Consider the following 23,247-nt stretch of genomic DNA (forward strand, 5'->3'; position numbering starts at 1 on the left):
GTTGTTGCTGTTAACGGTGTATCCCCATTGAGAGGCTGACTTCGGTCAGCCTTTGTTTTGTCAGGCTTACCCTTATTACCCGTACTCATGTGCCCCCTCGCAGCAAGGCCGTCACCTCGGGCAGGTGTCTGAGCGACGCTTAGAAAAGACAAACGCCCCGGCTGAAACCAGCAGGGGCGTCGTGAAGAGCGTGACGTTGATATGACAGGACAGATTATCTGGTAGCACCGCGGAGTTTTTCAGCGCGCCGGCGCAACACTTCCATCACCACCAGTAACAGCAGCGCTGCGGCCACCATCATGGTTGCGGCAGCAGCAATCGTCGGGTCGAGGTTTTCACGAATACCGGCAAACATCTGTAACGGCAAGGTGCGCTGGCGTGGGCTGGCCAAAAACAGCGTCACGATGACTTCATCAAACGAGGTGGCAAAGGCAAACAATGCCCCCGAAAATACGCCGGGCGCAATCAGCGGCAATGTGACCTTGCGAAAGGTCAACAGCGGTGGTGCACCCAGGCTCGCTGCCGCGCGGCTCAGGTTCTGGTCATAATTTTTCAGCACGGCCGTGACGGTTATCACCACAAAGGGCACACCCAGCACCGCATGAGCCAGCACCAGCCCAACATAGCTGTTGAGCAGCGACAGTTTAGCGAAGAAGAAGAACATCCCCACGGCGACGATCACCACTGGCGCAATCATCGGCGAAATCAGTACCGCCATCACCAATGATTTGCCGCGAAACTCGCCGCGCACCAGTCCGACCGATGCCAGCACCCCCAGCGCAGTGGCCAGTAATGTCGCCAGCGGCGCAATCAGCAGGCTGTTGCCAAGCGCACTGAGCCATTCACTGGAGTGGAAAAACTCCCGATACCAGCGCAGGGAAAAACCGGCCAGCGGGTAACTGAGGAACGAACCGGCGTTAAATGACAACGGCACAATCACCAATACCGGCACGACTAAAAACAGCAGCATTGCTGCGCCATACAGGTTAAAGGCGGCATTCCACAGCCGCAGCAGTTGCGAACCCTGTTGTCTCATCTCTTTCATCGGTTTCATCGCTGACTCCTTCGCTTAACGCGCCGCCGCTTCCGCGTTGGTACGCGTGACACGGATATAGAACACATACAGCAGCACCACAATCACCAGCAATTGTGTTCCCAACGCCGCCGCCATTCCCCAGTTCATGGTGGTGTTGGTAAAGAACGCCACGAAATAACTGATCATCTGATCGCCCGGCCCGCCCAGCAACGCAGGCGTGATGTAATAGCCAATGGCCATCATGAACACCAGCAACGCACCGGCGGTAACACCAGCGTAAGTCTGCGGCACATACACCTTCCAGAAAGCGATAAACGGATGTGCACCCAGCGAGATGGCCGCCCGCACATAGCCCGGCGAAATGCCTTTCATCACCGCATACAGCGGCAACACAAAAAATGGCAGCAGAATGTGGGTCATGGAGATGTAGACCCCGATGCGGTTAAACACCATCACCAGCGGTTGATCGATAATCCCTATGCCCAGCAGCGCATGGTTAATCAGCCCGCCGGACTGGAGTAACACAATCCAGCTGGCGGTGCGCACAATCAGCGATGTCCAGAAAGGCAACAGCACCAGAATCATCAAGAGATTGGCTCGGTTATCCGGCTGTTTTGCCAGCCAGTAGGCCAGCGGATAGCCCAAAACCACACACAATAGCGTCACCACAGCAGCCATCACCAGCGTGCGCAACAAGACATCGACATACAGCGCCTGATCAGCCGGTTGTGCCACCACGCTGTCGGTTTGCGGGTCAACTTTATGGTCAAACACCGCCAGCAGGTAATAACTGGTAAATGGCCGTGAAGCCCTGTCCAGCGTTTTCCAGGTGGTCAGCTCGCCCCACAGCGGCTGTGCGGCAATCAGCGTGGCCCGCAGATCGGGCTGTTCATCTGACGGCAGTGCGCGCAGCGTGCGGGTAATCAGCGTGCGGTATTGGCCGTCTTCATACCCCAGACGTTTAGTGATGGTCGCGACCTGCCCGGTGTTACGCGCATTGCGCAGGTCGCGTACCAATGCCTGAAATACTGCCTCATCCGGTATCGACTTGCCTGACCATTGCCGCATCGCCTCAATGGTGGCAGGCATGCTGAGGCGCAAATCAGGGTTAGAGACGCTTTTGCCCAGAATCGACAATATCGGAAACAGAAAGCTGACCAAAATGAACAAAAACAGCGGGGCTATCAGCAGTAGTGAACGTTTCTGATAGCGGGCCTGCGCCTGACGCAACTGCTGTTTCAGGCTCACAGACTGTTGTTCGGTCGCTGTCGTCAACGTGGCGTTCTGGGTCATAGGGCATATCTCCTTATGGTATACCGGTTAAATCAATTACTTCTGGGCGGCCCAGGCATTAAAGCGCTGTTCCAGCTCTTCGCCGTGATCGATCCAGAACTCGGTATCCACTTGTACTGACTGTGCCAGGTTATCCGGCGCGGTCGGCAGGTTGGCGCTTACAGCAGGCGACAACAGCGCGGTGGTTTTGGTGTTAGTCGGGCCATAGGCAATGTTCTCGGCAAACACTTTCTGGTTTTCCGGCTGATTGGCAAACGTAATAAACTGCTCGGCCAGCGCCTTGTGTTTCGAGCCTTTGACAATCGCCCAGCTATCGAGATCGTACAGGCCGTCTTTCCAGACAATATTGATACCCGGTTTCTCTTTCTGCGCCACCGCCACGCGGCCGTTATAGGCAGACGTCATCACGACATCGCCCGCCACCAGCCACTGCAACGGCTGTGCGCCCGATTCCCACCACTGAATATTCGACTTAATTTGATCCAGCTTCTTAAATGCCTGCTCGACGCCCGCCCGGGTCGCCAATACCTTGTAGACGTCCTCGCGTTTTACGCCATCCGCCAGCAGGGCAATTTCCAGCGTAAACTTGGCGCTTTTACGCAGCGCGCGTTTACCGGGGAAGTTTTTCACATCCCAGAAATCCGCCCAGCTTTTCGGCGCTTGCTGCAACTTGTTGGCGTTATAGGTCAGCACCGTTGACCAGACAAAAATCCCGGCCCCGCACTCGGAAACCGCGCCTTTGACGAAATCGGCCTGCGTGCCAAGCTTGTTCCAGTCCAGCGTTTCGAATAGCCCTTCGTTACAGCCGCGCAGTAACTCCGGCCCCTCGACTTCCACCACATCCCAGCCTATCTGCCCGGTCTGCACCATCGCACGGATGCGGGCCATTTCGCCGTTATATTCACCCGCTTCCACCGTGCCCTTTCCGGCAGCCTGAAACGGTTTATAAAACGCTTTATCCTGCGCGTCTTTATTGGTGCCGCCAAAGGAGATGACCGTCAGATTGTCAGCCAAGGCTGGGGAGGCTATCGCCACCAACAGTGCGGATAATGCAAATTTTTTCAACATAGTCTGGCTCCTGAAGAGAGTAAATCGACGCAATGCCACACGGGTAAAAACGCTTTAATTTTTTTGATACATACACATCTTTATACAAGCAGTTTTCGTGCCAGTTTCTATACCCTCCCATAAAAATGACCAGAACGGAGCCGTGGCGATACCACGCTGCGCAAAAGGCGCAACGCCGGGAATAAAGACCACTGCGGAGGCAGGCAGATTCGCCTTGTTATGGTGCAGCCGGTGAGATGACCGCACCACGGTGATTCATGGTGCAGGGCAGCGATGCGCCCCGCACCGGGGAAAGTCAGGCTGACGGGGTCAGATCAACGCAGAGATATTTCATCTCCAGATATTCCTCGATACCAAAGCGCGACCCTTCACGCCCCAGCCCCGACTGCTTCACACCGCCAAACGGGCCACTTCGTTAGAAATCAGCCCGGTATTCACGCCAACCATGCCGTATTCCAGCGCTTCCGGCACCCGCCACTGGCGCTGCGCATCGCGGGTATACACATACGCCGCCAGGCCAAATTCGGTGTCGTTGGCCATCGCGATAACCTGCTGTTCATCCTCGAACGGGAACAGGGGTGCCACCGGGCCAAATGTCTCTTCGCGGGCAACGCGCATCGACTGTGTGACACCGCCGATGACCGTTGGCCTAAAGAAGGTTCCGCCCAGCGGGTGCACGTCTCCGCCCGTCAGCAGTTCGGCACCTTTTTCCAGCGCATCGCTGATGTGCTGCTGCACTTTGGCAATTGCCTCGTGGTCAATCAACGGCCCCTGGGTGACGCCGGGCTCAGTACCATCACCCACCCGCAGTTTCTCCACCTCTTCCACCAGCCGCGCCGCCAGTGCCGGGTAAATGCCCCGTTGCACGTAGATGCGGTTAGCGCACACGCAGGTTTGGCCGCTGTTACGAAACTTGGAGGCTAAAATCCCTTTTACCGCCTGCTCGACACAGGCATCGTCAAACACGATAAACGGCGCGTTACCGCCGAGTTCCAGTGACAGCTTTTTCACCGTTGGCGCGCTTTGCGCCATCAAAATACGCCCGACTTCGGTCGAGCCGGTAAAGCTCAGTTTGCGCACCACCGGGCTGTCGCACAGAATTTTTCCGACTGAGGGCGCATCGCCGGTCACCACCTGTAACACGCCAGCCGGAATTCCCGCCTGCACCGCCAGTTCCGCCAGTGCCAGCGCGGTAAACGGCGTTTGCTCCGCCGGTTTGACTATCATGGCGCACCCGGCAGCCAACGCCGGTGCCGCTTTACGGGTGATCATCGCCGCCGGGAAGTTCCACGGCGTGATCGCCGCACACACGCCGATGCCTTGTTTAATCACCAGCAGGCGCTGGTTCGCCTGAGGCGACTGCAACACACTGCCTTCCACCCGTTTGGCTTCTTCGGCAAACCAGTCGATAAACGAGGTAGCGTAGGTGATTTCACCGCTGGCCTCCGCCAGCGGCTTACCCTGCTCAGCCGTCAGCAACGCCGCCAGATCGCTCTGGTTCTCACGAATTAACGCCGCCCAGGCCTGCATCAGCACCGCACGCTCTTTGCCGGTACGCTGGCTCCACTCCCGCTGTGCAGCCTGTGCGGCTGCAATCGCCTGCTGCGTTTGCTGGGCAGTCACCAGCGGAACCGAGCCCAACACCTCACCGGTTGCCGGGTTGTTGACATTCAGGCACTCGCCGTTCAGGCTGTCCTGCCACTCACCGCCAATTAAACATTGCTGGCGGAATAACGCTTTATTTTTCAGTTGCATAACGACCCTTTATCCTCACGACCCCGGTGGCAGTTTACTTCGCCAGAACAGCACTCAGCACAGCCAGCGCCTGGCTGAACTGGGCATCTGGGATCGTCAACGGATACAAAAAGCGGATCACGTTGCCGTAAGTGCCACAGGTCAGTAGCAGCAGCCCCTGTTGTAGCGCTGCCTGCTGATAGTGTTTGGTTATCTCGGCGCTCGGTTTGCCGGTTTGCGGATCGTTAAACTCCACCGCCACCATCGAGCCGCGCGCACGGATATCGGCTATTGCCGGGTTGCCCGCTTTCAGGCGCTCCAGCGTCTCCACCAGTGTAGCGCCAAGCCGCTGGGCGCGCTGGCACAGTTGTTCTTCTTCAATCACATCCAGCACCGCCAGTGCCGACGCCACCGCCAGCGGGTTACCCGCATAGGTGCCGCCCAGCCCGCCAGGCCCTGGGGCATCCATCACCTCGGCACGGCCAACGACGCCGGAAATCGGGAAGCCGCCGCCCAGACTTTTCGCCATCGTAATCAGGTCAGCCTTGTCGTCGTAATACTCCATCGCAAAGACTTTGCCGGTGCGGGCAAACCCGGTCTGAACCTCATCGGCTATCAGCAACATGCCGTACTTGTCACACAGCTGACGCACGCCCGCGATAAACTCGGGAGGTGCCACGTTAAAGCCGCCTTCGCCCTGAATCGGCTCAAGCAAAATGGCGGCTACCTGATCGGCGGCAATATCGGTGTGCAACAGGCGCTCGATGCTCTCCAGCGACTGCTCAACCGACACACCATGCTGGGCGTTCGGATAAAGCGCATGGAAAATAGAGCCGGGGAACGGGCCAAAACCGGTGGAGTAAGGGGCCACTTTGCCGGTCAGGGTTAACGTCAGCAGCGTGCGGCCATGAAACGCCGAGCCAAAGGCGATAACACCGGGGCGCTTGGTGTAGGCGCGGGCGATTTTCACCGCGTTTTCTACCGCTTCGGCACCGGTGGTGAAAAAGGCCGTCTTCGCTGTACCGTCAATCGGTGCCAGCGCATTCAGGCGCTCGGCCAGCGCCACATAACTGCCATAAGGCACAATCTGATAAGCGGTATGGGTGAATTTTTCCAGTTGCTCACGCACCGCCGCCAGCAATTTCGGATGACGGTGGCCGGTATTGAGCACCGCTATCCCGGCGGCAAAATCGGTATACTCGCGCCCTTCCACATCCCACAGCGTAGCGTTCTGCGCCTTCTCGGCAAAAAAGTCACACATGACCCCCACACCACGCGGCGTGGCGGCGATACGACGTTGATTCAGTTCGCTATTACTCATAATTCGGCTCCGATTCGATGAAACACCACCCGACTGGGCTGACGATGACCGTCTGATGCTGTTATTTATCCTTTGCATGGCTCTATAATCCAGAGCCAGTTTTTAATATTTGAAGGATCCACTTTGCGCTCACTTCTGACCGATTTACTGTTACAAGGGCTGGAGCAACAGCAGGAAGGCACGCTGAACAAGCGCCTTTACGACAGCATCCGGCTGGCGATTCTGGCCGGAGATATCAGCCCCGGCCAGCGCCTGCCCTCCTCGCGTGACCTGGCGCAGCAGCTTTCACTGTCTCGCAATACCGTGATGGCGGCGTTTGAGCAACTGCTGGCGGAAGGTTACATCGAAACCCGCACCGGCAGCGGCAGCTACGTTACCGAGCAATTGCCCGACCCTCGTCTGCCGGATGTGCGCACTGAAACACCGTTACCGGTGCGCCCGGCCGCACAGGAGTTATCACGCCGGGGAAAACACCTGCTGGGGTACGCCGGGGCATCGGCACGCCAGTGGGGGGCGTTTATGCCGGGCATTCCCGATATCAACAGCTTCCCCCATGCGCTGTGGCGGCGGCTGCAAACCCGGCTCGCCCGGCGTGTGAAACCGGAACAGTTGTCTTACTCACCGATGGGCGGCTGCCCGGAACTCCAGCAATCGCTGGTAGACTACCTGCGCGTCGCCCGCTCCGTTACCTGTACTGCCGAGCAGATTCTGATAACCGAAGGCACCCATCAGGCGATGGATCTGCTGTCGAAAATGCTGTGCAACCCCGGCGATGTGGCCTGGATTGAAGACCCATGCTATTGGGGAATGCGCAATGTGCTGACCATCAACGGGCTGCGCGTGTCCCCTGTCAGCGTTGATGAGCAAGGCATGGTGCCACCGGAGCAGGTTGATGCCAGCGCCGCCCCCAGGCTGATTTGCGTGACGCCGTCGCACCAGTACCCGCTGGGTGCGGTGATGAGCCTTGCGCGCCGTCAGCGTCTGCTGGCGCTGGCACAAGAGCACAATGGCTGGATAATCGAAGATGATTATGACAGTGAATTTCGCTTCTCCGGCAGCCCGATCCCGGCGCTACAAGGCCTGCAAACCCAGCCGCCGGTTATTTATATCGGTACATTTAGCAAGACGCTCTATCCGGGGTTACGGGTCAGCTACATGGTGCTGCCGCCTCCGCTGGCGCGAGAGCTGAAAGTGGCCCACGCCGAGCTGTATCGCGGCGGCCACTGGCTGACACAACTGACGCTAAGCCAATTCATTGGTGAAGGGCACTATGCCGCCCACATCCGGCGTATGCGCTTGCTCTACGCGCGCCGACGCGCGCTGCTCAGTGAACTGATTGTGCAGCATCTCGGCCAAGACTACCTTGGCTACAACAGCAATGCCGGGCTGCACCTGATTTTAAAGCTGCCGGAAATGGTAGATGATGTGCTGCTCGCCGCCCGCATTGTGCAGCGCGGCGTGATGGTCAAACCCCTTTCCAGCTACTATCTGCGCCCGGTTCCAGAACGTGGTTTGCTGCTCGGGTATGCCTGTGTTGAAGAGCATGAAATGGCGCTGGCATTCAACGTCATTCTGGCCTGCCTGCACGCGCCAGAAACCGCCACCCGGTTGCCCTGAGAACGGAATTGCACTCTCGCAGGGCAACGGATGCGATGCGGTTGCCCTTAGCACCAAAACGCACCATCAGTGACCATTTTATTAACACGCACTCACCATTTTGCAGCAAGCGGGTTTTTCCGCGCGTTTTTCCATTACCATTTCTCACGACTGCCACATTGGCCAGAAACGGCATTTGCACACTTTTCAGGCCGTGCCTGAGCCAGCCATTCAGCCGGAAACTTTCCCGTCAAGCGCCGCTGACGGGGCCATCTTTTCACCGCGAAATAATAAATTATGCTTCTCAATTCATTATCAGGCATGAGTTATGCATAAGCTTAGTCATCAAGAAAAAGCACAACCAGGCCCTAACCCGGTAAGAGAAGGGAAGAATGAAAACCTACGTTAGCTTCAAAAATATTCAAAAAACCTACGATGGCGATCGCCTGGTGGTCAAAAACCTGAATCTGGATATTCAGGAAGGGGAATTTCTGACGATGCTTGGCCCATCGGGTTCGGGCAAAACCACCAGCCTGATGATGCTGGCCGGGTTCGAAACCCCTACACAGGGTGAAATTCTGCTGCGTGATACGCCGCTGCATAACCTGCCACCTCATCAGCGCGGCATTGGCATGGTGTTTCAAAACTATGCGCTGTTTCCTCATATGACCGTAGCGGAAAACCTCGCTTTCCCGCTGGCTATCCGCCGCATGAACCGTAGCGATATTAAAGAAAAAGTTGACCGGGTACTCGACCGGGTGAAATTAACCAATCTGGCTGACCGCTATCCGGCACAAATGTCCGGCGGCCAGCAACAGCGGGTGGCGCTGGCGCGCGCGCTGGTGTTTGAACCCCGGCTGGTGTTGATGGATGAGCCGCTGGGCGCGCTGGATAAACAGCTGCGTGAGCATATGCAACTGGAGATCAAAGCGCTGCACCGGGCGCTGGAGCTCACTGTGGTCTATGTCACCCATGACCAAAGCGAAGCCATGACCATGTCTGACCGGGTTGCCGTGTTCAATGACGGCATTATTCAACAGATGGACAGCCCGAATGACATTTACGAACGCCCGCAGAACGCCTTTGTGGCGCAGTTTATCGGTGAAAATAACACGCTGATTGCCACGCACGCTGGCAGCGAAGGCGACTATTATCAGGCTGAACTGGATGACGGCACCCTGCTGCGGGCGCTCAAGGTTCGGCCAAGCTCCCCTGGCCGCAAAATTCACCTGTGTATTCGCCCGGAGCGCGTGCGCGTTAACGCCAGCGTACTGCCGGATGGCGCACAGCAAGTCAGCGCCCGTATCCAGCAATTTATTTATCTGGGCGACCATGTGCGCATGATGACGGAGGTGGCCGGGCAACCACAGTTTATGGTGAAACTGCCTGCCAGCGAGGTTAACCCGAACTGGCAGTCTGGCAGCGAAGTGCGGCTCTCCTGGCTGCCCGAGCACCTGCGTGCACTCGATGCGCTCACAACCCATTAAACCTATCGCACCAGATGGCAGCGCACAGTTGGCAGATGACGAACCGGTACAGCGTCTGCCAATATAGCCACTCTTATGCGAGTTGCCTGCGTGCAAGAGCGCACAGACTCGCAAGCCATCGCATTGATTAAGGGAGTGATTCCACCATGCCACATGTCGCCATCAAGTATTTTCCCCGCAATCTGCCGGAAACCGTTAAACAGGATTTGGCAAACGAAATCAGTGAACTGCTCAAGAAGTACCTGAACGCAGAAGACAAGTCCATCTCGGTGGCGTTAACCGAAGTCCAGCCAGAGCGCTGGAAAGAGACGGTTTACGATATCGAAATCGGCCCGGAGCGGGACAATCTGACCAAAAAACCGGGGTATACGATGTAACGACAACATGCGGCATGGTGTCGGTATTCAGCGGCGAGACGCAGTGCCGGAATAATCAGTGTTACCCCGCCAAAGGCAAGGCTCATGATGGGCCTTGTATGCCGCTGGGGCACCTGCCCCCCGTTCCTGAGCAGACCGTATACCTGACCATGAATATGGCTCATGTTGTAATGAAATTAAGTCTCTTTCATCCCCCCCCGCTCTGACATAGGATATGAAAAATTAACTTACCGGCAACATGAAGACCACCGAGTGATAAAATAAAGTCATTTTATATCAATGTATTAACCGGGTTTTCATATCAGGCATCAGGATAAAAGAACACAATGAATAAACATTTTACATTTACGATTAAGAGCAGTCGCTTTGATGAGCACTATAACCCTTCCGAAAGCACGCGTATTACGACCAACTTTGCGAATTTGGCCAGAGGAGAGCGTCGTCAGGAGAACTTACGCAACACCTTAGTGATGATCGATAATCGCTTCAATACGCTGGCGCATTGGGATAATCCCAAAGGCGATCGTTATGCTGTCGAGCTTGAAATCATTTCTGTTGACCTGCATCTTGCCAATAATGACGGCACCTTTCCGGCAATTGAAATATTAAAAACCAATATTGTCGATAAAAAAACCAACCAGCGTATCGAAGGGATTGTCGGCAACAACTTCTCTTCTTATGTACGAGATTATGATTTTAGTGTGTTGTTGTTAGAGCATAACAAGCAGCATGCCGAATTTAGCGTCCCAGATAATTTTGGCGTTTTGCATGGCAATATATTTAAACATTTTGTGAACTCACAAGAATATAAAGATAACTTTAGCAAGGCACCGGTAATATGCTTGAGTGTTTCCAGTAAAGATACCTATCATCGCACGGGGAATCAGCATCCGGTCTTGGGCATAGAATACCAGCCCAACGGTTCTTCTTTGACCGAACAATATTTCGCAAAAATGGGCTTACAGGTTCGCTATTTTATGCCGCAACATAGCGTTGCGCCTTTGGCATTTTATTTTTCGGGTGACTTACTGAGTGATTACACCGATCTTGAGCTAATCAGTACCATCAGCACGATGGAAACATTCCAGAAAATTTACCGCCCTGAGATTTACAATGCTAATTCCGCCGCCGGGCAATACTATCAACCCGATTTAAATCATCAGGATCATTCATTAACAAAGATTGTTTATGACCGGGAAGAGCGCAGCCAGCTGGCGATTAAACAAGGGAAATTTGCTGAAGAGCACTTCATCAAACCGTACCAGCCTATTCTTGAACAATGGTCTGCCCATTACGCGCGTTGATTCACCCAAAATTATAAGGTCACCTGCTATGAAAATATTGCTACCTACCTCAACTGCGGGCAGTTTACCCAAACCCTCCTGGCTCGCCGAGCCGGAGAAATTGTGGTCTCCCTGGAAATTACAAAACGAAGAATTAATTGAAGGGAAAAAAGATGCTTTAAGTTTGTCGCTGTTTGATCAACTGCGTGCAGGCATTGATATTGTCAGTGATGGCGAACAAACACGCCAACATTTTGTCACCACCTTTATTGAACACCTGAGCGGCGTGGATTTTGAGAAACGTGAAGTCGTTAAAATTCGTAATCGCTATGACGCGAGCGTACCGACGGTTGTCGGGGCCGTAGCGCGTCAAAAACCTGTGTTTGTTGAAGATGCCAAATTCTTGCGTCAACTCACCCGACAGCCGATTAAATGGGCCTTGCCTGGGCCGATGACGATGATTGATACACTCTATGATAACCACTATAAAAGCCGTGAAAAACTCGCCTGGGAATTTGCCAAAATCCTCAATCAGGAAGCGAAAGAATTAGAGGCGGCGGGTGTTGATATTATCCAGTTTGATGAGCCGGCATTTAATGTTTTCTTTGATGAGGTGAATGACTGGGGGATCGCCGCATTAGAAAGAGCCATTGAAGGGCTGAAATGCGAAACGGCTGTACATATTTGCTATGGCTATGGCATCAAGGCCAATACCGACTGGAAAAAAACGCTGGGGTCAGAGTGGCGGCAATATGAAGAAGCGTTCCCCAAATTGCAGACGTCTAATATCGATATCATCTCGCTGGAATGCCATAACTCGCGTGTGCCAATGGATCTGCTGGAACTGATTCGCGGTAAAAAAGTCATGGTCGGGGCCATTGATGTGGCAACCAATACCATTGAAACACCAGAAGACGTCGCCAATACGCTACGAAAAGCCCTTCAGTTTGTCGATGCCGACAAGCTCTATCCTTCGACCAACTGTGGTATGGCCCCGTTATCTCGTCGGGTCGCCACCGGCAAGCTCAATGCGTTAAGTGCAGGCGCAGACATCGTGCGCAAAGAGCTTTCGGCTAAATAACGCTGCTACATTGTTGATCATTAAAAACTCAGTCCGTGTGGCGATCTGAACAATCGCCACATAACCTGAACCACCAAGCGGACTGAGTCATATTACTCATGACAAGATTACGGATGAAAAGCGGCGAATTTGTCTGATGCCGTCAACCCAATTTTTTTAGACCATACCATTATTGCCATGATGCAAAAATGCTGGCCGCTGATTCAAGCGCATAAACCACGCGTCAATGGCAGGCACGTCGGGGTGGGCAAACGGTGTCATTTTCCAGCGATTCACCGACAGCCCAAGCACCACATCCGCCAACGTAAACGTCTCACCTGCCGCCCATGCACCGGTGCGCTGGAGCTGTTGTTCCAGAATACCCACACAGTGGTTCCACGCGTTAATACCCTCCTCAATCGCATTCTGGTCGTTGTAGGCGGGGTTCTTGCGCGCCAGAGCCGGGAACACATAACGCCAAGCGTTATTAAATTCGGTCGCCTGCCAGTCCATCCAGTGCTCAACGTTGGCACAGGCCCGCGGCTCGCGGGGAAGCAGGTCATCGCGCCCGGCTTTACGCGCCAGATAGCGACAAATCGAATTCGATTCCCACAGCACGAATTCATCGTCAATCAACACCGGCACCATGGCGTTCGGATTCATGGCACGAAAGGCATCGGTTTGCGTCGAGGCAAATCCGCTACCGTAATCCTCCTGCACATAATCCAGCCCCACTTCTTCGCAGGTCCAGAGCACTTTACGCACATTGATTGACGTCTTTTTTCCCAGTATTTTCAGCATACTTTGAATGTCCTTCTGCGTGATTAATCGTTCAAAAACACCCCACCAACCTTCTGTCTTCTTGCTACTGGCAGCAGCGCACTGGACACACCGAATGCACTAACGTCCTCGACATCAAAAAACAGTTTTACGGTAGCCAGACCACGCTTCATACTACTACCGGCGTTCTCTGTTGGCACTGACCTGCCTGCGTTACGTGGGTAGGAGCAGGCTCAAGTTCAGTCTGTTTGCTAAAAAGATTAACAATGATAAATTAAATCAAATGATTGCGTGGAGGTGCTATAGATGTATCAAACCATTAATATAACAGAGAAAGAGATCGAAGCATTATTGGCTACAGTTGAAGACCATTTTAATGATTTCAAAAGTAAGGATATTTCACCAAGTAAATTGCAAGAAACTTTTGTTGCGTTTGCAAATGCTGACGGCGGAAATATTTATGTAGGCATAGAAGATGCAAGTTCTGATCGAGAACGTATCTCAGGATTCAGCGAGCCAGAAGATGCTAATGCAATTATAGCTACTCTTTTAGAAAGTACTCATCCAGTTGTTGAAAATGTTGAAATTGACTACCTTAGAACAGCTAAAAATGACTTAATTCTTCATATAGATATTCCAAAAAGCCCCAAAGTTCATTACACGGCATCTGGGGATTGTTTTTTAAGAACTAATGCTCAGAAGGTGAAAATAAAAGGTGAGAGGATTACTCAATTATCATATTCTAAAGGGGCTGAACCTTATGAGAAAAGAGCCGTTGATGTAGTAGAAACACAAGATATTTTAGATAGTGAACATTATTGTAATTATCTCGAAAGAATAAACACAACACAGGCACCTGAAATTTTCCTCAGAAAAAATAGGTTATTAACAAAAAAAGAAGGCGATTTAAGACCGAACGTGGGTTGTGTTTTGCTATTTGATGAAGAGCCGCAAGGTAGTTTAGATACTCGATGTGCTGTTAAAATATACCGACTTAGAACGACAGAAACAGAATACAAGCGTGAACAGTTACAAGAAGATCCTGTAACAATTGATGGTCCTCTTGAGAGTGTCATTATTAAGACTATTGGAAAAGTGAAGGAGTACGTAGATGGCGCATCATTCAAAGATGGTGATAATCTTGTAAAACTGAGTTATCCAGCCGATGCATTAAAAGAAATATTGGTAAATGCGGTTATTCACCGTGATTACAGTTTGAATGATGATGTTCACGTAAAAGTTTACGATAATCGTATCGAAGTTTTAAGCCCTGGAAGATTACCGGGATATATGACGATTGAAAATTTATATGAAGAACGATTTTCTCGTAATCCGAATTTAGTGCGTTTGCTTCATAGACTACCAAATCCTGTGAATCATGATATAGGTGAAGGCCTCGATACGGCTAAGAATGAACTTAGGAAGGCGGGGTTAGTTGCACCTGAATTCGAAGAGAGAGGTAATAATTTTATTGTAACTGTAAAACATCAAACCATAGCTTCTATAGAAGATGTTATTATGAAGTATTTTTATGATAATCCAGATGGACATCTGACTAATAAGTTGGCTCGGCAGCTTAGTGGTGAGGATGATATGCAAAAGGTTAAAAAGGCATTACAAAAGCTTCGCGGGGATGGAAAAATTAAGCCTCTCGATCCAGATGCAAATGCTTTTAGATTTAAATATACAAAGGCATAGTAAAAAGCCCCCGACCATCAGGCCAGGGGCTTTTAATATTATTCCAATCACCATCAGAACGCGGCGGCAAAAATTCCGACGATTTCCGCGTGAGTGGCTTTTTTCGGGTTGGTCAACCCGCACGCATCCTTCAGCGCGTTATCGGCCAGAATATTGAAGTCTTCTTCTTTCACGCCCAGATCTTTCAGGCCTGCCGGAATGCCGACATCACTCGCCAGTTGGCTGATGGCCTGAATCGCCGCTTCCGCTGCCTGCTGGTCGTTCAGCGCGGCAACATCTACACCCAATGCGACGGCAACGTCTTTCAGGCGCGGTGCTGCAACGGTAGCGTTATAACGCTCAACGTGCGGCAGCAGTACGGCGTTGCACACCCCATGTGGCAGGTTGTAGAAGCCGCCCAGCTGGTGCGCCATCGCATGCACATAACCCAGCGAGGCGTTATTAAATGCCATGCCCGCCATGAACTGGGCATAGGCCATTTGCTCACGCGCCACCATGTTTTTACCGTCTTTCACCGCATCACGCAGATGATCACGGATCAGTTCAATGGCTTTAATCGCCACCGCGTCAGTAATCGGGTTAGCGGCCGTTGACACATAGGCTTCAATGGCGTGGGTCAGCGCATCCATCCCGGTAGCGGCGGTCAGAGAGGCTGGCATACCGACCATCAGCGCCGGATCGTTGACAGACATCACCGGTGTGACGTTTTTATCCACGATGGCCATTTTTACATGGCGCACTTCATCAGTAATGATACAGAAACGGGTCATCTCCGATGCCGTACCCGCGGTGGTGTTGATACCGATCAGCGGTAACTGCGGTTTGGCAGAGACATCCACGCCTTCATAATCAGCAATTTGACCGCCGTTGGTGGCCAGCAGTGCAATCCCTTTGGCACAGTCGTGCGAAGAACCGCCGCCCAGCGAGACGATACAATCGCTGTTGTTCGCTTTCAGTATGGCAAGCCCGGCGTCCACATTGGCCACGGTCGGGTTAGGCTGGACACCATCATAAATGGCGCTTTCTACCTGGTATTTAGCCAGTAATGTCTGGACGGAGGCGGCAACCCCTATTTTATTCAAGACGCCATCCGTGACGATCAGGGCATGTTTAAACCCCTGTAACTGAATTTGACGAACGGCTTCTTCTAACGCCCCTTCACCCATCAGGTTTAATGCCGGAATATAAAATATGCTGCTCATTGTTCACCATCCCTCTATCACAGAGTGTTAACCTGAAGCCATCCTAGCATTGACATTTCCGGGCAAAATTGACCAAAAGCAAACTTCTCTTACTCTCTGCGCCGGGGTGCTAAACCGATTTTGTTGCTATACATCAATCGGTATAAAAAAGTATGAGCAATGACAAATAAGTATGTCATTAATCTGTCACCATGCACGGAAAGTGTGAAGATATTCACATATAGAGGAAAGGGGAAACAGACAGGGATAATCTGTTGTCACCCCAGCCACCAGGCGCAGCCCGTGGCTGGAGCGAAAGCGCTAACGGCGGTTTCTCACCAACTGGTAACGGCGGGTCAGGTATTCAACCGGCGCACTCCAGACATGCACCAGACGGCAGAATGGGAACAGCAGGAACAGCGTCATGCCCAATACCAGATGCACCTGGAAAATAAAGGCCACGTCATCCAGATAAGCCGATGCGCCGCCGCGGAATGTCACCACCGCCTGCGCCCAGTTCACCAGCTTCATCATTTCGCTGCCGTCCATATGCTGCGCGGAAAACGGGATGGTCAACAGCCCTAACGCTGCCTGAATCACCAGCAAGGTCAAAATCAAGATATCGCCGGTGCTGGACGTGGCGCGAACGCGCGGATTGGTCAGCCGACGTCTTAACAGCAAGATACCGCCGACCAGCGTTAACATGCCGCAGGCACCACCACCGAACATCGCCATCTTCTGTTTCACCTCCAGCGGCAAAAACGACTCGTACATCCAGTGTGGCGTCATCATGCCGAGAAAGTGGCCGCCCAGCACGCCGAGAATGCCCAGATGAAACAGGTTTGACGCCAGTCGCATGCCTTTCTTATCGAGCATCTGACTGGAACCAGCGCGCCAGCTGTACTGACCGTAGTCATAACGCAGCCAACTGCCTGCCAGAAAAACCGCACCGGCAATGTAAGGGTAGATATCGAATAAAAACAGATTGAGGTAATGCATCAACACTCTCCTTTGACCGGTGACGCGTCAAGGTTCAGATAATGTGGTGTCGCGGCGTCGGCAAACCGGCGCTGATGGCGCGTCTGCTGCGCGGGCGCGCAACCGGCATCAGCCAGAAAACGCACCTGCTCCTCTTCCCACACGGCATCCAGCGCCTGCGGCGTATCGTCGCGGGTTTCTTGCGCCACTTTCACCGCCACCGCCTCGTTTGATGGCGCACAGGCAGCAAGCGTCAGCAGCAACTCCAGCAATAGCGCATAGTCACTGTCGCGCTGGCGCAGGCGTTCGGCCAGCAGCGTCATGATCGGCGCGATATCACGCAACCCATCACACGCCGCCTGCGGCTCACGCAGCGTCAAATACTCCAGATACAGCGGCAGGAAGTCCGGCAGCTCGCGGCAGTTCAGCGCCAGCCCGACCTCACGGTACTGCGCCAGCAAGTCCACCATCGCCTGACCACGGTCGCGCGACTCACCGTGGACGTGTTCAAATAGCAGCAACGACAGCGCACGACCGCGATCAAACAGCTCGCTGTAGCGCGCCTGCCTATCCAGCAGGTCACCCTGATAAAAATCGCCGATGAACTGCAACAACTGCGCGCTTTGGCGCAGCGGCAGCTCGTCGGCCTGCTCCAGCGCGTCCAGCATGTCCTGACGCTGCTGCCACAGCTCCGCATCCGGGTACTCCAGCAGCCGGGCGATAACGCGAAGGCTGATCATGACTGGTTCTCCTGCATGTGCCGCTCGCTCATGGTCTGGGTTTTGCTGGTGACGTCGATGGCGTCGATACGGCGGCTGTTGAACAGGTTGAACGAGGAATCGCTGCCGTGGCAGCCATCGCCGAAGCTAAAGCCGCAGCCATGCGCTTGCGGGAAAGCTTCACGCGCCAGTTCACGGTGGCTGGACGGCACCACGAAGCGATCTTCATAGTTGGCGATCGCCAGATAACGGTACATCTCCTCAGCCTGAGACTGCGTCAGCCCCACTTGCTCCAGCGCACTGATATCGGTTATCTGCTCGACAGTCTGCGCCCGTTTGTAATGACGCATCGCCAGCATGCGCCGCAATGCACGCAGCACCGGGCGGGTATCGCCCGCCGTCAGCAGGTTGGCCAGATATTGCACCGGAATACGCAGGCTCTCGACGTCCGGCAGCACCCCGCTGTGCGCCAGATTGCCCGCATCGGCCGCTGACTGAATCGGTGACAACGGCGGCACGTACCATACCATCGGCAGTGTGCGGTATTCCGGGTGCAGCGGCAGCGCCAGTTGCCATTCCACCGCCAGTTTGTACACCGGCGACTGCTGTGCGGCTTCAATGACACTGAGCGCAATGCCATCACGCTGCGCCTGTGCAATCACCTCGGGGTCATGCGGGTCGAGGAAAATGTCTAACTGGCGGCCATACAGGTCGGTTTCACTCTCTGTGGAGGCCGCCTGTTCAATGCGGTCGGCATCGTAGAGCAGTACACCCAGATAGCGGATACGGCCCACGCAGGTTTCCGAGCACAGCGTCGGCATACCGGATTCGATGCGCGGATAGCAGAAAATACATTTTTCCGATTTGCCGCTCTTCCAGTTGAAATAGATTTTCTTGTACGGGCAGCCGGTCAGGCACATGCGCCAGCCACGGCATTTATCCTGATCGATCAGCACAATGCCGTCTTCCGCCCGTTTGTAAATCGCCCCACTCGGACAGGTGGCGACACACGCCGGGTTAAGGCAGTGCTCGCACAGTCGCGGTAAGTACATCATGAAGGTGTTTTCGAACTGTCCGTACATGTCTTTCTGCATGTCGTCAAAGTTCTTGTCCTGCGAACGTTTGCTGAACTCGCCACCCAGATCGTCTTCCCAGTTCGGACCGTTTTCGATCTTCTCCATGCGCTGGCCGGTTATCAGCGAACGCGGGCGAGCCACTGGCTGATGCCGGCTTTCGCCAGCACGTTGCAGGTGTGCGTAGTCGTAGTCAAACGGCTCGTAGTAGTCATCCAGCGCCGGCACATCCGGGTTGGCGAAAATCTTCGACAGCACCCCAACACGGTTGCCCATGCGTGGCTCCAGTCGACCGTTGATCTTACGAATCCAGCCGCCTTTCCATTTTTCCTGATCTTCCCAGGCATGCGGGTAGCCGGTGCCCGGTTTGGTTTCCACGTTGTTGAACCAGGCGTACTCCACCCCTTCGCGGCTGGTCCAGACGTTTTTACAGGTCACCGAACAGGTGTGGCAGCCAATGCATTTATCCAGATTCAGCACCATGCCGACTTGTGAACGAATTTTCATCAGGCTTTCTCCTGCAGATGAGGTTGCACATGGGAAGACAGGTCGTCATGGCTGTCCTCATCCAGCCAGTCGATGCGGTTCATTTTGCGAACCACCACAAACTCATCGCGGTTAGAACCGACGGTGCCGTAATAGTTAAAGCCGTAAGCCAGTTGAGCGTAACCGCCAATCATATGGGTCGGTTTCGGGCAAACGCGCGTCACCGAGTTATGGATACCACCGCGCTGGCCGGTAATTTCCGAGCCCGGCAGGTTTACCAAGCGCTCCTGCGCGTGGTACATCATGGTCATCCCGGCGGGAATACGCTGGCTCACCACCGCACGTGCCGTCAGCGCACCGTTGGCGTTGAACACTTCCACCCAGTCGTTGTCGGCAATATTCAGTTCACGGGCGTCGTCTTCGCTCAGCCAGACAATTGGCCCGCCGCGCCCCAGTGTCAGCATCAGCAGGTTGTCGCTGTAGGTGGAGTGAATCCCCCACTTCTGATGCGGCGTCAGGAAGTTGAGCGCTTTTTCCGGGTTGCCGTTGGGCTTGTTGTTCAGCAACGGTTGTGCCGCGCGGGTATCCACCGGCGGGCGGTACACCAGCAGGCTTTCGCCGAAGGCCCGCATCCACTCATGATCCTGATACAGTTGCTGGCGACCGGAGAGGGTGCGCCACGGGATCAGCTCATGCACGTTGGTGTAGCAGGCGTTGTAAGAGACATGCTCATCTTCAAGGCCAGACCAGGTGGGGCTGGAGATGATTTTGCGCGGCTGCGCCTGAATATCGCGGAAGCGGATTTTCTCGTCTTCTTTCGGGTGCGCCAGATGGGTGTGATCGCGCCCGGTGACCTTGCCCAACGCTTCCCAGGCTTTCACCGCTACCTGGCCGTTGGTTTCCGGTGCCAGCGACAAAATCACTTCGGCAGCATCGATGGCGCTGTCGATTCTTGGGCGACCGGCTGCCGCGCCCGCTTCCTGCACGCGGTTCAGGCGTTTGAGGAAATCCACTTCGTTTTGGGTATTCCAGCTAATGCCTTTACCGCCGTTGCCGAGTTTATCCAGCAACGGGCCAAGTGAGGTAAAGCGGGCATACAGGTTCGGGTAGTCGCGCTCCACCACCATAATGTGCGGCGCGGTTTTCCCCGGAATCAGGTCACACTCGCCTTTTTTCCAGTCTTTCACGCCCAGCGGCTGCGCCAGTTCGGCGGCGGAGTCGTGCTGGATGGGCAGTGTCACCACATCGGTTTCGACCCCAAGGTGGCCCTGACACACGCGGGAGAAGGTTTTCGCCAGCCCTTTATAGATGTCCCAGTCGGTTTTCGACTCCCAGGCCGGGTCAACCGCTGCCGACAACGGATGAATGAACGGATGCATGTCCGAGGTGTTCATGTCGTCTTTTTCATACCAGGTAGCGGTCGGCAACACGATGTCGGAATAGAGACAGGTACTGGACATACGGAAATCCAGCGTCACCACCAGATCCAGTTTGCCTTCACCGCCTTGTGCGCGCCATTCCACTTCTTCCGGCGTCACGGCACCCTGCTCGCCTAAATCTTGCCCCTGAATACCGTGTTCGGTGCCCAGCAGGTACTTAAGCATGTACTCATGGCCCTTACCGGAAGAACCCAGCAGGTTGGAGCGCCAGATAAACAGGTTACGCGGAAAGTTTTGCGGGTTGTCCGGTTGTTCGGCAGCAAAACGCAGACGACCGGTTTTCAGCTCCGCCACGGTGAACTCCTGCGGCGACATGCCAGCGGCGGCGGCCTGCCCGGCGATATGCAGCGGGTTGGCCCCCAGTTGCGGCGCGGATGGCAGCCAGCCCATGCGCTCGGCGCGCACGTTAAAGTCAATCAGGCTGCCGCTAAAACGTGATGAGTCTGCCAGCGGTGACAAGAACTCTTGCGGCGCGACGGTTTCATAACGCCACTGGCTGGAGTGGTTATAGAAAAACGAGGTGCTGTTCATGTGGCGCGGCGGACGCTGCCAGTCCAGCCCGAACGCCAGCGGTAACCAGCCGGTTTGCGGGCGCAGTTTCTCCTGGCCAACATAGTGCGCCCAGCCGCCACCGCTCTGCCCGACACAGCCGCAGAAGATCAGCATATTGATGATGCCACGGTAGTTCATGTCGAGGTGATACCAGTGGTTCATCCCGGCACCGACGATGATCATCGACCGGCCATGGGTTTTGTCGGCGTTGTCGGCAAATTCGCGCGCAATACGAATAATGTTCTGCCGTGACACACCGGTTATTTGCTCGGCCCACGCCGGGGTATAGGCTTTCACCTGATCGTAATCGCTGGCGCATTGTTCGTCATTCAGGCAGCGATCCACACCGTAGTTGGCGAGTGTCAGGTCAAAAACGCTGGTGACTAACCCTTGCTGCCCATCGGCCAGCGTCAGGTGTTTCACCGGCAACTGATGCAGCAGTACCTCATCAAGTGCGACACTGGCAAAATGTTCACTGGCCGCCCCGCCAAAATAGGGGAAGCCGACGGATACCACCTCGTCATGGTGGCCCAGCAAGCTCAGTTGCAGGTTCACTTCGCGCTGGCTTCCGCCTTCACGCGCTTCCAGGTTCCATTTACCCTGTTCGCCCCAGCGATAACCGATAGAACCCTGCGGTGCCACCAGCTCGCCGGTGGTTTCATCAATGGCGATGGTTTTCCATTCCGGGTTGTTTTCCTCGCCCAGATTGCCCACCAGGTCAGCAGCGCGCAGTAAACGTCCGGCGGCATAGCTGCCGTCGGCACGCGGCTCCAGCAGCACCAGCATCGGCATGTCGGTATAGCGGCGCACGTAATCGGTAAAATACTGACGCGGCTGCCTGAGATGGAACTCGTTGAGGATAACGTGGCCCATTGCCAGCGCCAGCGCGCTGTCGGTGCCCTGTTTCGGGTTCAGCCACTGATCGCACAGTTTGGCGATTTCGGCGTAATCCGGGGTAATGGCGACCGTTTTAGTGCCTTTGTAACGCACTTCAGCAAAGAAATGCGCGTCAGGGGTACGGGTCTGCGGGACGTTAGAGCCCCAGGCGATAATGTACGACGAGTTATACCAGTCGGCCGATTCCGGCACGTCGGTTTGCTCGCCCCAGGTTTGCGGTGAGGCGGGCGGCAGGTCGCAATACCAGTCGTAAAAGCTCAGGCACACCCCGCCCAGCAGCGACAGGTAACGGGCACCGGCCGCATAGGACACCATCGACATCGCCGGGATCGGCGAAAAGCCAATAATCCGGTCGGGGCCGAAGGTTTTGGCGGTGTAGACGTTAGCAGCAGCAATCAGCTCATTCACTTCCTGCCAGTCGGCACGGACAAAACCACCGCGACCACGCACTTGTTTATATTCTTTGGTTTTATTGGTATCGCCAACAATCGACGCCCAGGCATCGACCGGGTCGGCATGGTGCCGACGCGCTTCACGCCACAGTTTCATCAGGCGCTTGCGCATCATCGGGTATTTCAGGCGATTGGCACTGTAGAGATACCAGGAATAGCTGGCACCGCGTGGGCAGCCGCGCGGTTCATGGTTTGGCAGATCCGGTCGGGTGCGCGGGTAATCGGTTTGCTGCGTCTCCCAAGTGACCAGCCCGTTTTTGACGTAAATCTTCCAGCTGCACGAACCGGTACAGTTGACGCCATGCGTCGAACGCACCACTTTGTCATGTTGCCAGCGGCTACGGTAGCCATCCTCCCAGTCACGATTAGTATTCAGCGTCTGACCGTGATCGCCGGAAAACGGCTCGGCCACCTGTTTGAAATAACGTAACCGGTCAAGAAATTTGCTCATCCGGACTCTCCTGCTGCGGAGCCTGACGGCTCCTGTCGTTATGAAATACACCCGACGGGTTGCTCACTGGGGCGTAGCGTAGCCAGCAGAAGGGAGCCTGAACTTGACAGCGATCAAGCAAGCCCGGGCCCGCGCCGGACGGCAACGGCAGAAATACCACCAAAGGATTATCCGAAAAAAACAATCTAATAAACTGATAAAAAAGGAAATTTATTGATATGCAACGATCAGGTGAGCCGATACTTACCCCCGGTGACTATTTGGAGGTAGTAGGCTCATGCGCCGG

The 23,247-nt window shown here is 54.5% G+C and carries 16 protein-coding genes and 1 pseudogene; 6 read left to right on the forward strand and 11 right to left on the reverse strand.

Annotated elements, in window-relative coordinates; all coding sequences use genetic code 11:
- Nucleotides 1–214 precede the first annotated feature (214 nt).
- The 5 genes and pseudogenes from DAQ1742_RS11385 to DAQ1742_RS11405 form a co-directional block, all read right to left on the reverse strand.
- On the reverse strand, nt 215–1,036 hold the full coding sequence (locus DAQ1742_RS11385) for an ABC transporter permease (RefSeq protein ID WP_035345930.1): 822 nt from the start codon (nt 1,034–1,036) through the stop codon (nt 215–217).
- 33 nt (nt 1,037–1,069) lie between these two features.
- Complete coding sequence (locus DAQ1742_RS11390) at nt 1,070–2,329, reverse strand: ABC transporter permease (RefSeq protein ID WP_035341544.1); 1,260 nt, start codon at nt 2,327–2,329, stop codon at nt 1,070–1,072.
- Nucleotides 2,330–2,365: 36 nt separating this feature from the next.
- Nucleotides 2,366–3,397 (reverse strand): ABC transporter substrate-binding protein, encoded by a 1,032-nt coding sequence (locus tag DAQ1742_RS11395; protein WP_180706120.1) that lies wholly within the window; start codon nt 3,395–3,397, stop codon nt 2,366–2,368.
- Nucleotides 3,398–3,692: 295 nt separating this feature from the next.
- Nucleotides 3,693–5,152 (reverse strand): annotated as a pseudogene (locus tag DAQ1742_RS11400) (NAD-dependent succinate-semialdehyde dehydrogenase).
- 34 nt (nt 5,153–5,186) lie between these two features.
- On the reverse strand, nt 5,187–6,452 hold the full coding sequence (locus DAQ1742_RS11405; protein WP_035341538.1) for a 4-aminobutyrate--2-oxoglutarate transaminase: 1,266 nt from the start codon (nt 6,450–6,452) through the stop codon (nt 5,187–5,189).
- A 123-nt stretch (nt 6,453–6,575) separates the two neighbouring features.
- On the opposite strand from DAQ1742_RS11405, the gene pdxR reads away from it, so the two are divergent.
- From pdxR to DAQ1742_RS11430, 5 genes are all read left to right on the forward strand, one after another.
- Entirely contained in the window at nt 6,576–8,069 is a 1,494-nt protein-coding gene (pdxR, locus tag DAQ1742_RS11410) for a MocR-like pyridoxine biosynthesis transcription factor PdxR (RefSeq protein WP_035341536.1), read from the forward strand.
- 371 nt (nt 8,070–8,440) lie between these two features.
- Nucleotides 8,441–9,535 carry an ABC transporter ATP-binding protein gene (locus tag DAQ1742_RS11415; RefSeq protein ID WP_035341534.1) on the forward strand — a complete coding sequence of 365 codons (1,095 nt, stop codon included), beginning with the start codon at nt 8,441–8,443 and terminating at the stop codon, nt 9,533–9,535.
- A gap of 146 nt (nt 9,536–9,681) precedes the next feature.
- A complete protein-coding gene (gene pptA, locus DAQ1742_RS11420; protein WP_035341532.1) occupies nt 9,682–9,912 on the forward strand; it encodes a tautomerase PptA in 231 nt (76 codons plus the stop codon).
- A gap of 326 nt (nt 9,913–10,238) precedes the next feature.
- The gene (locus DAQ1742_RS11425) at nt 10,239–11,216 is read left to right on the forward strand and encodes a DUF1852 domain-containing protein (protein ID WP_035341530.1); all 978 of its coding nucleotides are present in this window, start codon (nt 10,239–10,241) and stop codon (nt 11,214–11,216) included.
- A 28-nt stretch (nt 11,217–11,244) separates the two neighbouring features.
- Complete coding sequence (locus tag DAQ1742_RS11430; RefSeq protein ID WP_035341528.1) at nt 11,245–12,276, forward strand: methionine synthase; 1,032 nt, start codon at nt 11,245–11,247, stop codon at nt 12,274–12,276.
- Nucleotides 12,277–12,432: 156 nt separating this feature from the next.
- Here DAQ1742_RS11430 and DAQ1742_RS11435 read toward each other — a convergent pair whose 3' ends face one another.
- Complete coding sequence (locus DAQ1742_RS11435; RefSeq protein WP_035341526.1) at nt 12,433–13,056, reverse strand: glutathione S-transferase family protein; 624 nt, start codon at nt 13,054–13,056, stop codon at nt 12,433–12,435.
- Nucleotides 13,057–13,341: 285 nt separating this feature from the next.
- Between DAQ1742_RS11435 and DAQ1742_RS11440 the strand changes: the two genes are divergently transcribed.
- Complete coding sequence (locus tag DAQ1742_RS11440; RefSeq protein WP_035341524.1) at nt 13,342–14,733, forward strand: ATP-binding protein; 1,392 nt, start codon at nt 13,342–13,344, stop codon at nt 14,731–14,733.
- 53 nt (nt 14,734–14,786) lie between these two features.
- Here the strand turns inward: DAQ1742_RS11440 and yiaY are convergent, their stop codons facing one another.
- The 5 genes from yiaY to DAQ1742_RS11465 form a co-directional block, all read right to left on the reverse strand.
- On the reverse strand, nt 14,787–15,935 hold the full coding sequence (yiaY, locus tag DAQ1742_RS11445) for an L-threonine dehydrogenase (protein WP_035341522.1): 1,149 nt from the start codon (nt 15,933–15,935) through the stop codon (nt 14,787–14,789).
- Nucleotides 15,936–16,235: 300 nt separating this feature from the next.
- A complete protein-coding gene (gene narI, locus DAQ1742_RS11450) occupies nt 16,236–16,913 on the reverse strand; it encodes a respiratory nitrate reductase subunit gamma (RefSeq protein ID WP_035341520.1) in 678 nt (225 codons plus the stop codon).
- On the reverse strand, nt 16,913–17,632 hold the full coding sequence (gene narJ / locus DAQ1742_RS11455) for a nitrate reductase molybdenum cofactor assembly chaperone (protein WP_035341518.1): 720 nt from the start codon (nt 17,630–17,632) through the stop codon (nt 16,913–16,915). Before narJ ends, narI begins: the two co-directional genes overlap by 1 nt.
- Nucleotides 17,629–19,191: a nitrate reductase subunit beta gene (gene narH, locus DAQ1742_RS11460; protein WP_035341515.1), complete on the reverse strand. Its 1,563-nt coding sequence runs from the start codon at nt 19,189–19,191 to the stop codon at nt 17,629–17,631. Before narH ends, narJ begins: the two co-directional genes overlap by 4 nt.
- Entirely contained in the window at nt 19,191–22,961 is a 3,771-nt protein-coding gene (locus DAQ1742_RS11465; protein ID WP_035341513.1) for a nitrate reductase subunit alpha, read from the reverse strand. Before DAQ1742_RS11465 ends, narH begins: the two co-directional genes overlap by 1 nt.
- Nucleotides 22,962–23,247 lie beyond the last annotated feature (286 nt).

Origin of the sequence: Dickeya aquatica (assembly GCF_900095885.1) — a bacterium.
Lineage (GTDB): Bacteria > Pseudomonadota > Gammaproteobacteria > Enterobacterales > Enterobacteriaceae > Dickeya > Dickeya aquatica.